Source organism: Kribbella sp. NPDC051137, assembly GCF_040682535.1.
In the GTDB taxonomy this organism is placed as follows: domain Bacteria; phylum Actinomycetota; class Actinomycetes; order Propionibacteriales; family Kribbellaceae; genus Kribbella; species Kribbella karoonensis.
This window is the reverse complement of the sequence record NZ_JBFBBI010000002.1, coordinates 725360-738872: the sequence shown is the minus strand read 5'-3', so window position 1 is coordinate 738872 and position 13513 is coordinate 725360. Positions and strand designations below refer to the sequence as shown.

Annotated in this window: 18 protein-coding genes; 9 read left to right on the top strand and 9 right to left on the bottom strand. The window is 68.8% G+C overall.

The annotated features are described in order from the left end of the window. Positions 1-69 precede the first annotated feature (69 nt). Positions 70-459: a hypothetical protein gene (locus tag AB0M51_RS10980; RefSeq protein WP_344187937.1), complete on the bottom strand. Its 390-nt coding sequence runs from the start codon at positions 457-459 to the stop codon at positions 70-72. Between the two features lie 34 nt (positions 460-493). Then, positions 494-1294: a GNAT family N-acetyltransferase gene (locus AB0M51_RS10975; RefSeq protein ID WP_363748972.1), complete on the bottom strand. Its 801-nt coding sequence runs from the start codon at positions 1292-1294 to the stop codon at positions 494-496. A 74-nt stretch (positions 1295-1368) separates the two neighbouring features. On the opposite strand from AB0M51_RS10975, the gene AB0M51_RS10970 reads away from it, so the two are divergent. Together AB0M51_RS10970 and AB0M51_RS10965 are read left to right on the top strand one after the other, a co-directional pair. Then, positions 1369-1983, top strand: coding sequence for a hypothetical protein (locus AB0M51_RS10970; RefSeq protein ID WP_344187939.1), 615 nt, complete (start codon positions 1369-1371; stop codon positions 1981-1983). Positions 1984-2234: 251 nt separating this feature from the next. Continuing rightward, positions 2235-2957 (top strand): hypothetical protein, encoded by a 723-nt coding sequence (locus AB0M51_RS10965; RefSeq protein WP_344187940.1) that lies wholly within the window; start codon positions 2235-2237, stop codon positions 2955-2957. A gap of 113 nt (positions 2958-3070) precedes the next feature. Here AB0M51_RS10965 and AB0M51_RS10960 read toward each other — a convergent pair whose 3' ends face one another. Beyond that, on the bottom strand, positions 3071-4126 hold the full coding sequence (locus tag AB0M51_RS10960; protein WP_363748969.1) for a glutamate--cysteine ligase: 1056 nt from the start codon (positions 4124-4126) through the stop codon (positions 3071-3073). A 34-nt stretch (positions 4127-4160) separates the two neighbouring features. On the opposite strand from AB0M51_RS10960, the gene AB0M51_RS10955 reads away from it, so the two are divergent. Further along, positions 4161-4898, top strand: a complete 738-nt coding sequence (locus AB0M51_RS10955) for a HipA family kinase (RefSeq protein ID WP_363748967.1) — start codon at positions 4161-4163, stop codon at positions 4896-4898. Further along, entirely contained in the window at positions 4895-5269 is a 375-nt protein-coding gene (locus AB0M51_RS10950) for a DUF3037 domain-containing protein (protein ID WP_363748965.1), read from the top strand. Before AB0M51_RS10955 ends, AB0M51_RS10950 begins: the two co-directional genes overlap by 4 nt. Here the strand turns inward: AB0M51_RS10950 and pgm are convergent. Beyond that, entirely contained in the window at positions 5266-6903 is a 1638-nt protein-coding gene (gene pgm, locus AB0M51_RS10945; RefSeq protein WP_363748963.1) for a phosphoglucomutase (alpha-D-glucose-1,6-bisphosphate-dependent), read from the bottom strand. The two genes, AB0M51_RS10950 and pgm, sit on opposite strands and share 4 nt — an antisense overlap. Before the next feature lie 65 nt (positions 6904-6968). Here pgm and AB0M51_RS10940 point away from each other — a divergent pair, with 65 nt between their 5' ends. Beyond that, positions 6969-7637: a maleylpyruvate isomerase family mycothiol-dependent enzyme gene (locus AB0M51_RS10940; protein ID WP_363748961.1), complete on the top strand. Its 669-nt coding sequence runs from the start codon at positions 6969-6971 to the stop codon at positions 7635-7637. Here AB0M51_RS10940 and AB0M51_RS10935 read toward each other — a convergent pair. The 4 genes from AB0M51_RS10935 to AB0M51_RS10920 form a co-directional block, all read right to left on the bottom strand. Beyond that, positions 7634-8002, bottom strand: coding sequence for an MmcQ/YjbR family DNA-binding protein (locus AB0M51_RS10935; RefSeq protein ID WP_363748959.1), 369 nt, complete (start codon positions 8000-8002; stop codon positions 7634-7636). The genes AB0M51_RS10940 and AB0M51_RS10935 overlap by 4 nt on opposite strands. Before the next feature lie 4 nt (positions 8003-8006). Continuing rightward, positions 8007-8672: a response regulator transcription factor gene (locus AB0M51_RS10930; protein WP_363748957.1), complete on the bottom strand. Its 666-nt coding sequence runs from the start codon at positions 8670-8672 to the stop codon at positions 8007-8009. After that, on the bottom strand, positions 8647-9642 hold the full coding sequence (locus AB0M51_RS10925; protein ID WP_363748955.1) for a histidine kinase: 996 nt from the start codon (positions 9640-9642) through the stop codon (positions 8647-8649). Before AB0M51_RS10925 ends, AB0M51_RS10930 begins: the two co-directional genes overlap by 26 nt. A 193-nt stretch (positions 9643-9835) precedes the next feature. Beyond that, positions 9836-10375 (bottom strand): hypothetical protein, encoded by a 540-nt coding sequence (locus AB0M51_RS10920; protein ID WP_363748953.1) that lies wholly within the window; start codon positions 10373-10375, stop codon positions 9836-9838. Positions 10376-10595: 220 nt separating this feature from the next. Here AB0M51_RS10920 and AB0M51_RS10915 point away from each other — a divergent pair, with 220 nt between their 5' ends. Continuing rightward, the gene (locus tag AB0M51_RS10915; RefSeq protein WP_363748951.1) at positions 10596-11123 is read left to right on the top strand and encodes a hypothetical protein; all 528 of its coding nucleotides are present in this window, start codon (positions 10596-10598) and stop codon (positions 11121-11123) included. Positions 11124-11232: 109 nt separating this feature from the next. Continuing rightward, entirely contained in the window at positions 11233-11721 is a 489-nt protein-coding gene (locus AB0M51_RS10910; RefSeq protein WP_344187951.1) for a hypothetical protein, read from the top strand. A 65-nt stretch (positions 11722-11786) separates the two neighbouring features. On the opposite strand, the gene AB0M51_RS10905 is transcribed toward AB0M51_RS10910, so the two are convergent. After that, positions 11787-12338 (bottom strand): YceI family protein, encoded by a 552-nt coding sequence (locus AB0M51_RS10905; protein ID WP_344187952.1) that lies wholly within the window; start codon positions 12336-12338, stop codon positions 11787-11789. 166 nt (positions 12339-12504) lie between these two features. Between AB0M51_RS10905 and AB0M51_RS10900 the strand changes: the two genes are divergently transcribed. Both AB0M51_RS10900 and AB0M51_RS10895 read left to right on the top strand, forming a co-directional pair. Beyond that, entirely contained in the window at positions 12505-12894 is a 390-nt protein-coding gene (locus tag AB0M51_RS10900; protein ID WP_344187954.1) for a hypothetical protein, read from the top strand. Between the two features lie 87 nt (positions 12895-12981). After that, positions 12982-13470, top strand: coding sequence for an FBP domain-containing protein (locus AB0M51_RS10895; protein ID WP_363748948.1), 489 nt, complete (start codon positions 12982-12984; stop codon positions 13468-13470). The last annotated feature ends 43 nt before the right edge of the window (positions 13471-13513 follow it).

The window sequence follows — 13513 nt, the reverse complement described above, 5'->3', positions numbered from 1 at the left end:
TCGTGGAAACGTGCTTTCCACTCTGCGTCCGGCCTGTTGCCCCGCCGGGTCCGGGATGTTACGCCCGCGTCAACGTTTGCGCCGGATCCTCGGCAGGTGCGGGCGACTTCTGGGCAGCACGACCGGGGTCTCGCGTTTGTCGAGGTCGGCGTGCCGCAGCAGCTCCGGGTAGGTGGCCTGCGGTGCGGCGGGGTACGTCGTCACGATCGCGTCGCCGGAGAACACGAAGAAGATCGCCTGACCCTCCTTGATCACCTTCAGCAGCGTCCCGTCGCGGACCGTCAGCGCGTGCTCGAAAGCCTTCCGGCGCGCGGTCCGCTTCGCCCAGGCGGCCTGGACCGCCTGCTGCGCGGGCTCCCGCCCGTGCCGGACCGCCTCGACGAACAACGGGCCGTACCGCACGCCGTACTTCACCAGATTCTTGGCCAGTTTCCCGTTGGCTTTCCCCGCGCCTGCCATGGTTCGAGCGTACAGACCTCGACGGCCAGGACGGTCAGACGGCGGGCTTCCAGATGTACGGGACGGTGACCGACACCGGGCGAAGGCCGAGCCGGGCGAGGATGCCGCGGCTGTCCGGCGACGCGTCGACCTGCAGGTACTTGTAGCCGCGCTCGGCCGCGAGGTTCCGCCGGTAGGCGACGTGCGCGCGGTAGATGCCCTTGCCGCGCCACTCCGGCAGCGTCGAACCGCCCCACAGCGAGGCGAAGTCCGTACCCCGGTGCAACCGGATCCAGGACCCGCAGACCATCTTCGGGTCCTCCTCGTCGGTCTCCGCCACCAGCACCGTGCCCGGCTCGTCCGCGTTCGCGATGTCCGCGCTCAACGCGTCCGGCAGCCAGTCGTGCGAGTAGCCCCAGACCTCCTCCTCCATCGCCTGCATGCGTTCGAGGTCGGCGTACTCCGTGATCTCCCGCAGCCGGATGCCCTCCGGGAGCACGACCTCGGACGCCAGCTCGGCGATGTCACCGATCAGCAGGCACTCCTCGTCCTCCGGGACGAAGCCGGCCTTGGTCAGCCGCTGCGGGAGGTCCTCCGGCAGGTCGTGGGTGTAGTACTTCCACTCGAACTTGGTCCCGCGCTCCCCGAAGAACGTGACCTGGTCGGCGATCAGCTGGTCCAGCTCCGGGCCGTCGACGCCGCCGAGGTACTGGAGGAACCCGTTGCCTTCGATGCCGATACTGCGGATCACCGCACCGACCTGCTCCACGGTGTCGCGGCCCTTCCGGGTGCGGATCTGCTGGTCGTACGCGGTCCGGAGCGCGACGGCCTCCGGCGAAGTGTCGAGAGGAATCACGGGATCAGTAGACCAGGTGGCCGCAACCCGATATTTCGCGCGTCGGCATGCGGCTGTCGGTGGCGTCAGGCACCATGGAGGCCGTGAGTACGCCCAATCCGCGTCGGCCGGTCATGCCCGGCAACAAGCTGTTCGAGTCGCTGCCCGGTGCCGCCGACCCGGCCACCGTGACCGAGGCCGCGCACCGGACCGCCGAACTGCTGGTCCGCGGGGTGCGGAAGTCGGAGGACGCCGAAGTCCACGCCCGGGTGGTCAAACTCGCCGACGAGTACGGCCTCGACGAACTCGCCGAACTCTGGTCCGACTCCCCCGCCGACTCCCTGCCCGGCGCACTCTGGCGGCTGTACGTCCTGCGCTCCTGGGTGCACGCGAACGCCGACGAGGTCTCCCGCGAGTTCAGCACCGGCCGTTCGTACGCCGAAGTACACGCCGTCGTCGCCGGCGTCGCCGAACCCCCAGGTCCGCGCGAGGTCCGCGACATGGTCGACGCCGTCCTGCGCGGCGTCGCCACCGGCGACTTCGCCACCACCCTGGACCGCGCCGCCGCCTTCGCCCGCATCATCGCCACCGGCCGCGCCCACCTGGCCGACGACGGCCACGACCGCGTCCTGTCCGCCGCCAAACTGGTCGAGACCGCAGACCAGCTACAGACCGCCGCCCGGGCGGAACGCGCCGGACAACTCTGGTAGTTGCACGTCGGCCGAACGGATGCTATGGCGTCCCGAACCGCGAAATCCCAACAGGACAAGGCGTTTGAGCACCCGCTACACTGTTCGAGGTGCCGGGCCGGTGCAAGCCCCGGGTCCCAAATTAAGCCGCTACGAGCGGCCACGCGCCGTGAGGCGCTTCCCGGCCCGGCACCACCAAACCGCGATGGGCCACCTGATCTGCGTAGTTCTACCCAAGCGCCTAACCCCCCGCGCTGTTAGCTTCGTCGGCTGTGAAGCGGATTGCGGCAGGTGCGATGGTGCTGATACTGGCGGGCTGTTCGACCGTGCAGTCGAAGGACGTGCGGACGAGCGGAATCACCGCCACCTACGTCGTCACGCTCCCGGAAACAACCGAGGTCGCGGACGTGAGTGCGTCGTACCGGGTGGGCACGCTCACCTTCATCGAGCTCGGCGACGGTGAGTCGGTCACGACGTCCGGCGGTGGCAAGGAGGTCAAGCTCAAGCACCACAAGTCCGTGGGCGTCACCGACTACGACGGACAGCTCGACGGTGTGGTGGCCGCGGGGACCGAGATCACGTTCGACCTCACCCGAGGAAAGGCCGACGGCTCCGCGCCCAAGTCCACGGTCAAGCTCCCGGAACGAGTGAAGCTCACCGCACCCCAGACCGGTACGACGTACTCCCGCCGCGCCGCACTCCCCGTCCGCTTCGACAGCGGCCCGTCCGACCTGCCGTCGCTGGTCTCCTGGGCGGGCGACTGCATCCAGGCCGGCAGCCTGCAACTCGAAGCAGGCCGTACGTCGGTCAGCATCCCGCCCGGCTCGATCCACCCCGTCACCGGAACCCCCACCCCCGGCCGCAAGCCACCGACCACGTGCGACGTCACCCTCAGCCTCACCCGCCGTACCGCAGGCACCCTGGACCCCGCCTTCAAGGACGGCTCCATCACCGCTCAGAGCGAGTCCACCCGTCAAATCACCTCCGCACCCTGACCCCTTCGGGACAGACGGACAGGACATGTCCACCGGCTGGGTAGTGCACCCGAGCGTGATCCGGTCCGCGCGTACACCGTCTCGCGGGTGCACTACCTGTCGAGGTGGCACGGTCAGGGTCTGACCTCCGTCACGGTGGTGACGTCCTCGCCCCTGCGGAGGGCCTTGCGCTGTTTGATCGCGCCGTTCCCTTCTTTGAACGCACGGGCGATTCCGTCGCTCACCAGGTCCACCGCGTCGAGCTCGTGCAGGGCCGGCTCGACGCTCTCACGCAACTGGTCGATCACCTGTCGCATCGGCATCGCTTCGGCATGGAGTACGTCGAGACCTCGTGCGGTGAGACCGTCCCGCGCGGCCAGCCAGTACCCGGCCCGCAGTACCTCAGGTTCCAGCTTCGGTCCCCTCGTTCCGTCCGCCAGCGCGGTCATCACCACGGCCCGGACCAGCGTCGCGAGCAACACTGTCTCGTCCACCGTGAGCGGTACGTCGCTGACCCGTACCTCGACCGTCGGCAGATGGGACGACGGCCTGATGTCCCAGTAGACCATCTGCTCGTCGATCAGCGTCCCGGCCGCCAGGTGCATCGCGACCAATGCGTCGTAGTGCTCGACCGATTCCAGGTACGGCGGGGCGCCGGCGCTCGGCCACCGCGTCGTCATCAACCATCGCCAGCTGGCGAATCCGGTGTCCTGGCCGAGATAGACCGGTGAGTTGGCGGTGAGCGCGAGGAACGCGGGCAACCACGGACGAAGGTGGTTGCTGACCTTGGTGGCGGTGTCCCTGTCCGGCACCTCCACGTGCACGTGACAACCGCAAACACCTTGCTCCCGCGCCAGCAAACCCCATTCGCGGGCCAGCGCCTGGTACCGCGGCTTCTTCGTGATCGACTGCGCGGCGCGTCCCTGCGGAGGTACGGCGATCGCCAGCAACCGCGCGTCTTCCGCCGCCGCCGCGGCCGCCAGCTGCGACCGCATGTGCACGAGGTGGTCGTGGAGCTCGGTCGCGGACTGGCAGACCGGGGTGTTGATCTCCACCATCGCCCTGGTCAGCTCGAGCGCGACATCAAGTTCTCCCACGTCCGCGACCACGGCCTTGCTCCGCGGCAGCGGATCACCCGTGGCGGACACGAGGAGTAGTTCTTCCTCAACACCGAAGGACGGAGGCTTCACGCAGCACCAGTACCCATGCCCTAAGCTCTCGGGCGTGAGTTTGCCTGTGGTTACCGCGACACGGTACGTGTTGCCGCTGCGTGAAGGCGGGTCGCTGCCTGGAGTTGTCGAGGGCAACGATCTCGGCACGTACGTGATCAAGTTCCACGGCGCAGGCCAGGGGCCGAAGGCGCTGGTGGCCGAGGTGATCGTCGGGGAGTTGTTCCGGCGGCTCGGGCTGCGGGTGCCGGAGCTGAAACTGATCGAGCTCGACCCGGCGATCGGCAGGTCGGAGCCGGACTTCGAGATCCAGGAGCTGCTGATCCGGAGTGCGGGGCTGAACCTGGCCGTCGACTTCCTGCCGGGGTCCTTCGGGTACGACGGATCGGCCGGCAACCCGGGCGACGACGCGATGGCGCGGATCCTCTGGCTGGACGCGTTCGTCGCGAACGTGGACCGGTCGTGGCGGAACACGAACATGCTGGTCTGGCACAAGAACCTGTGGCTGATCGACCATGGCGCGGCGCTGTACTTCCACCACTCGTGGATGTCCGCGGAGAAGTTCGCGAGCCAGCCGTACGACGCGTCCGACCACGTGTTCTCGGTCGCCGTACCGGACGTGGCGAAGGTGGATGCCGAACTGGCCGCGGCGATCACGCCGGAACTGCTGACGGAAGTGATCGGGCTGGTGCCGAACGAGTGGATCCAGGACGGTGACCGGGAGCGCTACCTCGGGCACCTGCTCAAGCGCCTGGAGCATCGGTCCGCGTGGGTGCCGGGAGGTGCGCGGTGAAGCCTTTCGACTACGTGATCCTGCGGGCGGCGCCGCGTATCCAGCGCGGCGAGTTCATCAACGTCGGCGCTGTGCTCTACTGCCGCGCCCTGGACTACCTGGGCGCTGGATGGGACGTGAACCCGGACCGGCTGCGCGCCTTGGACCCTGCAGTGGACGTGGATGTCGTCTGTGCGGCCCTGGAGCAGGTCAGGGCGATCTGCGCGGGTGAGCCGGCAGGCGGACCGGCAGCGGCCACCAAGATCGGCGAGCGGTTCCGGTGGCTGGCTGCGCCTCGCAGTACCGTCGTACATCCCGGCCCGATCCACAGCGGGATCACCACGGACCCCGCTGCGGAGCTGGAGCGGCTGCTCGAATCGTTCGTGCGTTAGGGCATGTCTCCTGATCCCAAGGCCTTGGACACCACGTCCCGTGCTTGGGTGAAGACCTCCTCCAGGTGGTCCGCGCCCTTGAAGGACTCGCCGTAGATCTTGTAGAGGTCCTCGGTGCCCGACGGGCGGGCGGCGAACCAGGCCGACTCGGTAGTGACCTTGAGCCCGCCGATAGCGGCACCGTTGCCAGGAGCGTGTGTGAGCCGGTCGACGATCGGCTCCCCCGCCAACTCGGTCGCCGTGACCGCTTCTGGCGTCAAAGCCGCCAGCTTGGCCTTCTCTTCGCGCGTGGCCGGTGCGTCCACCCGGGAGTACGCCGACGCGCCGAATCGGTCCACGAGCTTCGCGTGGGCCTGTGACGGCGTCTCCCCCGTCACCGCGGTGATCTCACTCGCCAGCAACGCCAGCAGGATCCCGTCCTTGTCCGTGGTCCACACCGTGCCGTCGAAGCGCAAGAAGCTGGCGCCTGCCGACTCTTCACCGCCGAACCCGACAGAACCGTCGACCAGCCCCGGCACGAACCACTTGAACCCGACAGGCACCTCCCACAGCCGCCGCCCGAGGTCCGCCACCACACGGTCGATCAGCGACGACGACACCAGCGTCTTCCCGACAGCGACGTCCGCACCCCACTGGCGGTTGCTGAACAGGTACGAGATCGCCACGGCCAGGTAGTGGTTCGGGTTCATCAGCCCGGCGTCCGGCGTCACGATGCCGTGCCGGTCGGCGTCCGCGTCGTTCCCGGTCGCCAGGTCGTACTTGTCCCGCTGCGCGACCAGCGAGGCCATCGCGTACGGCGAGGAGCAGTCCATCCGGATCTTGCCGTCGTGGTCCAGCGTCATGAACGACCAGGCCGGGTCCACCCGCGGGTTCACCACGGTAAGGTCGAGCCCGTGCCGCTCGGCGATCGCGGCCCAGTAGTCGACACTCGCACCGCCGAGCGGGTCGGCCCCGATCTTCAGGCCCGCGTCCCGGATCGCGGCCAGGTTCACCACCGACGGCAGGTCGTCGACGTAGTGCCCGAGGAAGTCGTAGTCTCCCGCGTGCTGACGCGCCTGCTCGAACGGCTTCCGGCGTACCTCGCGGTTGCCCGCGGCGATCAGCGCGTTGGCGCGGTTCGCGATCCAGCTGGTGGCGTCGGAGTCGGCCGGGCCGCCGTGCGGCGGGTTGTACTTGATGCCGCCGTCCCGCGGCGGGTTGTGCGACGGCGTGATCACGATGCCGTCCGCGTCCGCACCGCCGTCGCGGTTCAGCCGCAGGATCGCGTGCGACACGGCGGGCGTCGGCGTGAGCCGGTCCGCGCTGTCCACCAACGTCTGTACGTCGTTACCGGCCAGCACCTCCAGCACGGTGCGCCAGGCCGGCTCCGAGAGCCCGTGGCTGTCACGGCCGACCAGCAGCGGCCCCGTCGTACCCTGGCCGGCCCGGTACTCGCAGACGGCCTGCGTGATCGCCAGGATGTGCGCCTCGTTGAACGCCCCGTCGAGACTCGAGCCCCGGTGACCCGACGTACCGAAGACGACCTTCTGAGCCGGGTTCTCGACGTCCGGGGTGATGTCGCCGTACGCCGCCAGCATGGCGTCGACGTCGACGAGGTCCTCGGGCTGTGCTGGCTGACCTGCGCGTGGGTGCATGCCCACATGCAATCACAAGACCGGCGAGCGCAGTACGGGGTGACGTACGGGGTGACAATGGTTCGGTGACGGACCCGAGACGAAGCGCGGAGCTGTACCACGAAGGGCGTGAACGGATGGCCGCCGCGGTGCGGGGCCTCAGTCGGGAGGACCTGGACCGGCAGGTGCCCGCCTGTCCGCAGTGGAGCGTGCAAGATCTCATCGCGCACCTCACCGGCGTTGCTGCCGACTTCGCGGCCGGCAAGGTCGCCGGGGCGCCACATCCGCCCTGGACCGCGGCCCAGGTCGCGACGCGACGGAACCTGCCGATCGCCGAGGTGCTCGACGAATGGGCGACCGCGGGATCGGCCCTGGAAGCGGTGATCGTCGGCGGTACGACGTCTCATCCGCTGGTGTGCAACCCGTACGTCGACGCCGCCGTCCACGAGGCGGACCTGCACGGCGCGATCGGCAGCGGGCGCCCGCCCGCGGAACTGTGGCTGGCCGCGCTGGACTGGATGCTCGACGAGCCCGGGCCGCTGACGGTCATCACGCCGGACGGCACGTACTCAGCCGGCTCCGACGAGCCGGAGGCGACCGTCCGCACCAGCTCGTACGAGCTGTTCCGCACCATCTTCGGCCGCCGCAGCACAGCGCAGATCGAGCGGTGGGACTGGGACGATCCGGCACACGCCCGCACCTGGACCCCAGCACCCTCCTGGTTCCCGCAGACGTCGATCTCGCTGAACGACTAGGGCAGGTCCTGAACCTCGTCCAGGCGGGCGATCAGGGTCTTCGGGGCGATCTGGCGGTACGCGTTCTCGACCAGGTCCTCGAAGTGGTCCCAGTCGACGTCCACGTCCAGGAAGACGCCGAGCCAGCCGCGGTGGCCGACGTACGGCGGCCGGTAGAAGTGCTCGGGATCGTCCGCGACCAGGGACTCCTGGACACCGGGTGGTGCCGCCATCCACACGCCGAGGCGGTCGTCGTGGTGGTGGTCGGCGTACATCACGAACGTCTTCTTGTCCCGGACGAACCACGTCGGCTCACCGTGGCTCGGCCGCTCGGTCACTTCGGGCAGTGCAAGGCACAGGCTGCGTACGCGTTCCAGAACGTCCATATGCCTAGTGTCGCGGACCAGGGACCACTACGCCTGATTCATAGGCGTAAACGACGGCCTGTGCGCGGTCCCGCAGATCCAGCTTGGTCAGGACGTTGCTGACGTGGCTCTTGACGGTCTGCTCGGCCAGCACGAGCTCTTCGGCGATCTGCCGGTTGGACAGCCCTCTGGCGACCAGCCGCAGTACGTCGGTCTCCCGAGGGGTCAGCCGGTCCGGTGTCACCTGTACGACGGGTTGTGCGCGAGCGAAGTCCTCCACGAGCCGGCGGGTAACAGACGGAGCCAGTAGCGCGTCCCCGGCCGCAACGACCCGTACGGCGGCTGCCAGTTCGTCCGGCGTCGAGTGCTTCAACAAGAACCCGCTGGCACCAGCACGGAGTGCGGCGTACACGTAGTCGTCCAGGTCGAACGTTGTCAGCATCACGACCCGCGGCGGCTCACCAGGCGTGCTCCCGGCGAGGATGCGCCGCGTAGCCGCGAGACCGTCGAGCACAGGCATCCGTACGTCCATGAGAATCACGTCCGGCTTCAGCTCAGCGGCCAACTCGACCGCCTGGGCACCGTCACCGGCCTGCCCTACCACCTGTATGTCGGGCTGCGCGTCGAGCAGCGCGCCGAACCCGGCCCGCACCATCTCCTGGTCGTCAACCACCATGACCGTGATCGCCACCCGCCACCTCCTGTCCGACCGGTATCACTGCCTGGACCAGATAACCGCCTTCGGGGGTCGGACCGGTGCGCACCGTCCCGTCGACCAACGCGACCCGCTCGCGCATCCCCGCCAGCCCCTGCCCGCTGCCAGGAGCCGGCACGACGGGGCGCGGCGGCTTCGCGTTCTGCACAGTGACCTCCAGCTCCCCCGCCGAACGACGTACGGCAACCTCCACCACCGCATGCAATGCGTGCCGTACTGCGTTGCTGATCCCCTCCTGCACAACGCGGTACGCCGTGAGCTCAACGGCCGGGTCGAACCCGCTCGGCAGCTCACTGGTCAGCCGTACGTCGGCGCCGGCCCGCCTGGTGCTCTCCACCAGCTCAGCAACGTCACGGAGACCCGGCTGCGGCCCCAGCTCCTGCGGCTGATCCACGGGCTCACGCAGCAGCCGCAGTACGCGCCGCATCTCCGTCAGCGAGGCCCGCGCCTCATCGGCAATACCCGCGAACTCAGCACGCGCCTCATCCGGTACGTCGGCCAGCCGGTGCGGGGCACTGTCCGCGCGGACGACCACCACGGACAGGTGGTGCGCAACGACGTCATGGAGCTCGCGGGCGATCCGGGCGCGTTCCTGCAGCCGCTCCCGCTCCGCACGCTCGCTCTTGCCGATCGTCTCCTGCTCCAGGAGGAGGCGGTTCGTCTCGCGGCGAGAACGGAGCAGGTCGCCCACTACGACCGCTACCGCGGACAGGACGGCCATGGTGATCAGCCCGCGCCAACCGCCACGCTCCGGTGCCAGGGCGATCGCAACGAGCCCGAGAGCCTGCGTACCGACCCACCAGCCCACCTGCTCGCGACGGCCGAGGCCACGGGCTCCAGCAATCGCGATGACAAAGGAGTGACCGAAGGCAGCCGTCGTACCCCACGGCCACGGTTCACTCGCACTGACCGGGGTTGTGAGCGCTGCTGTGACAGCCGTAGTCACAAGCGAGACCACCACTGCAGCTCGAGGCCGCAGCCACGACAGGCTCAGGGCCAACGCACGTGCGATGGCCAACGCCAGGACAGCCCCGAGAGCCACCTCGTAGTGCTGTGCGAGGTCAAGAACGGTCAGGAAGAGCAGAGCGACAACGCCCAGGCCCGCAACCCATCTCCGCATCTGCACAGTTGGACCCTACTCACACCTGCTGCAGCCAGGCCCAGAAGAACGCGACAGTACCGCCGGCCACCACGATAGTTGCCGGAAGCACCCACTTGCGCGTCCCCTGGAGCAGGAGCGCCTGCAGCCCCGCGACACCACGCAGTACGAACAGAAACGCGACTATGCACGGGACCGCGAGCACACCGTGCGTCGCCCAGGCGCCGGCGCGGCTCGGGCCGCCCCACGTGCCCGGCTCGACCGGGCCGTGCTCGACGAGGCCCCAGAACGGGCCACGCACCACGGCCAGCACGGTCAGGAACAGTACGAACAGACTCGCCAGTCCAAGTGCGGCGCTGAGCAGACCGTTACCGAAGGTACGTGCCTTGCTTTTCGGAGCCGCAGTCGCGCCCAGGCGATTCCAGCGGCGCGCTGCCGTCTCCGGCTCACCCAGGACGGCGTCCGCCATCGTCAGCAGGCCGGTCGGCAGCAGCAACGCGTCGTACACCAGCCAGCCCCCGAAGCGCCTGGCGCGGTGTCGCCGCACCTTCGCGACGGGCTCGGTCAGCGTCTCTGTCATGGTCTCTCCCTCGGTCTGAACGACTGAGGTCGAGCGTAGGAATCCGGCGCCGCCGGCACCTCCGGCCAGAGAGCCGAATCCGGACCAGTACCCGGGTAGGGGGTGCGATGTGATTCAGGTCACAGTGACCACGATACGTGCCGCCGCGTTACACGGTCAGTGCCGGTCGGGTTGCCCCGGCGGCGCGAGGACGGGGATTTTCGTCCAACAGGAGGTGTTCATGCGCAAGCGGAACCTGGCCGTGGCCGTCACACTGCTTCCGGTCTTGCTGCTCCAGGGGTGCGGTACCGACAGCGGCATCGCCGCGGCGGCGCCTGCCGCCCACAAGGCGGCCCGGGCCGCGACCGGCGACATCGGCTCCGACGACCCGGTGCTCAACGCCTACTACGCGTACCGCGTCGCGCTCGACGTGATGATGCGCAGCGGCGGCAGCAAGACCGAGCAGCTCCGGCAGGTGATGACGCCGAAGATGTACCAGGCGATCACTGCGCAGGCGAAGTACTTCCGGACCAACAAGCTGCACAACACCGGCCTCACCAAGGTCGTCTGGGCCAAGCGCACGCTCGCGTCGAACGGCGTCCTGGTCAGCGCCTGCTACGACACGACCTCCGCCCGCACCGTGAACGCCCGCGGCCGCGGCGTCCTGCCGAACACCACCCCGACCCGCTGGCTCGACCAGATGCGCGTCGTCACGCAGGACTCGAAGTGGATCGTCGACGGCGGCACCACCACCCCGACCGCCTGCTGATCACCTCAACTTTGTGGCGGTGCGATCACGATCGCGCGCACACCGGATTCCCGCGGACCAGCCTGGGCAGACTTCCCTCTGAGTGCCGAGTAGGTCGAGGGGTCCACCGATGATCGACACACACATCCGCAGTCTGCTGCCGTCCTGGCTCGGCGGCCGCGGCCAGGAGACGCTGCGGCCGCGCGGTACGAGCTCGCGCGTCAGCCGGCTCGCGGCGGAGTACGACGCCGAGGTCGACGCCGCACTGCAGCGGCTCTGGCCGAAGGCGCGGATCTACCACGATCGCGAGTTCACCCGGGACCGCGCCGACTTCCTGCTCGTGGTCCGCGGGCGCGGCGTGATGATCGAGACCAAGGTGAAGAGCGATCCGGGCGTGTTCCGCGGCTCCACGCTGCCGCCGCTGCTGGACCGGCTGCAACGCGACGGCCGGCGGCTCGTCGTGCTCGTCAACCAGGGTGACCCGGCGCCGGCCCGCGACCTGATCAGCACCAAACTCGGCGACCGCGGCCGGATCGTGGTCTGGTCCGGTCCACACCACGACTCCGACCTCCACCAAGCAGTCGAAGCTCTCCTCCACCAAACCACCCGCCACGCCTGACCCGCTCCGCGTGGGGACCTGGGGCACGTGACGGTGTGTCCGAGGTCCCCAGTGCTCGTCCGCCGTCAGGCGGCCTTGATGGCCGACACCTCGAGCTCCAGCGTGACCTTCTCGCTGACCAGTACGCCGCCGCCCTCGAGCGCCGCGTTCCAGCTCACGCCGAAGTCCTTGCGGTTGATCACCACCGAACCCTCGAGCCCGACCCGCTGGTTGCCGAACGGGTCGGTCGCCGTACCGGTGTACTCGAACGTGACGTCCACCGGCTTGGTCACGCCGCGGATCGTCAGATCGCCGGTGACCACGAACTCCGCGTCACCCGCCTTCCTGACCGCGGTGGACGCGAACGTGATCTCCGGGTGCTCGTCCATCGCCAGGAAGTCGTTGCTGCGCAGGTGCTCGTCGCGCTGGTTGTTGCGGGTGTTGATGCTCTTCGCCTGGATCGTCACCTTGCCCGAGGAGTTCTCCGGGTTCTCGCCGTCGATGTGGAACGAGCCCTCGAACTCGTCGAACGCACCGCGGACCTTGGTCACCATCGCATGCCGGGCACTGAAGCCGATCCGGGTGTGGGAGGCGTCGAGAGTGTAGTCGCCGCTCAGTGCGGCATACTCGCTGGACATCGAGGATTCCTCCAGAGTTAACTAGTTGAACTTTTCACAGTACAGATTTCACCTTCCCTGGGCAGAAGTCCACCCCGCCCCCGGCGTGTCCGTGTCCTGGACCCGATCAGCCCGGAGAATGGACTGGTCCGGATCAGCACGGTTGGTAGGTATCAGGGGTGGCGGGGTGGCAGAGCAGAAGGTGTACTGCGCGTCGGCGGCGAGCGACGTGTACCGGGCGATCAGTACGGTCCTCGGCCGCGAACGGTTCTGGGCCGAGCAGGCAGCGGAGTCCGACGGGGTGATCTCGTTCGTGCTCGCCGACGGCCGGAAGGACGAGAGCCGGATCGAGCGCGCCGTCCAGGACCAGCTGTACGAGCTGAGCTACTTCGGCCGCACGCTGACGTTCCGGCTGGCACCGGCCTCGGCCGGCACCGACCTGACATTGGCCTCCGACGGCGCCGACGACGCACCCGAGCTGGTCTCGCTGCTGCTCCGGCTGAAGGCCTCGGTAGACTTCGGCGTCGACCTCCGCAACCACGACGCGAGCCGCAGCACGCACTACGCCGACGCCTGACAGTTGCTTGCGGCAACTTGATTAACAGGTTGCGCGGCGGCCCGGCGAGCGGGTCTCATGGGCCTTCGAAGGATCGGAGGACCCACCGTGGAACCGCTCAGCGCCGACGAGATCAGGCGCTCGTTCGTCAACTCGACCAAGAGCCAGGTCAAGGCGATGGCGTTGCCGCCGCGGTTCACCGAGTTGCCGTGGGAGTCGCTGGACTTCCTCGGCTGGCGTGACGCCAAGGCACCGAACCGGGGTTACCTGGTCGTCCGCCGGGACGGCGGCGTCACCGGGATCGCGGTGAGCACCCAGGCGTCCGGTGCGGCGCGCCGTTTCGCCGGGCTGTGCGACCTGTGCAACACCGCGCACCATGTCAGCGACGTCGCGCTGTTCGCCGCCCGGCGCGCGGGCACGGCCGGGCGCGAGGGCAACACGGTCGGGATGTACGTGTGCGCCGATCTCGCCTGCTCGCTGTACATCCGCGGGCTGAAAGAGCTCGACGTACCGCAGGGCGAGACGGCCACACCCGACGTCCGTGCGGAGCGGCTCGCGACACGACTCGAGAGCTTCGTGCAGCGGGTCCTCAGGTAGCGTCTCGCGCACTATCCTGGAGATCCCTGCCGGCCCGCGTCGA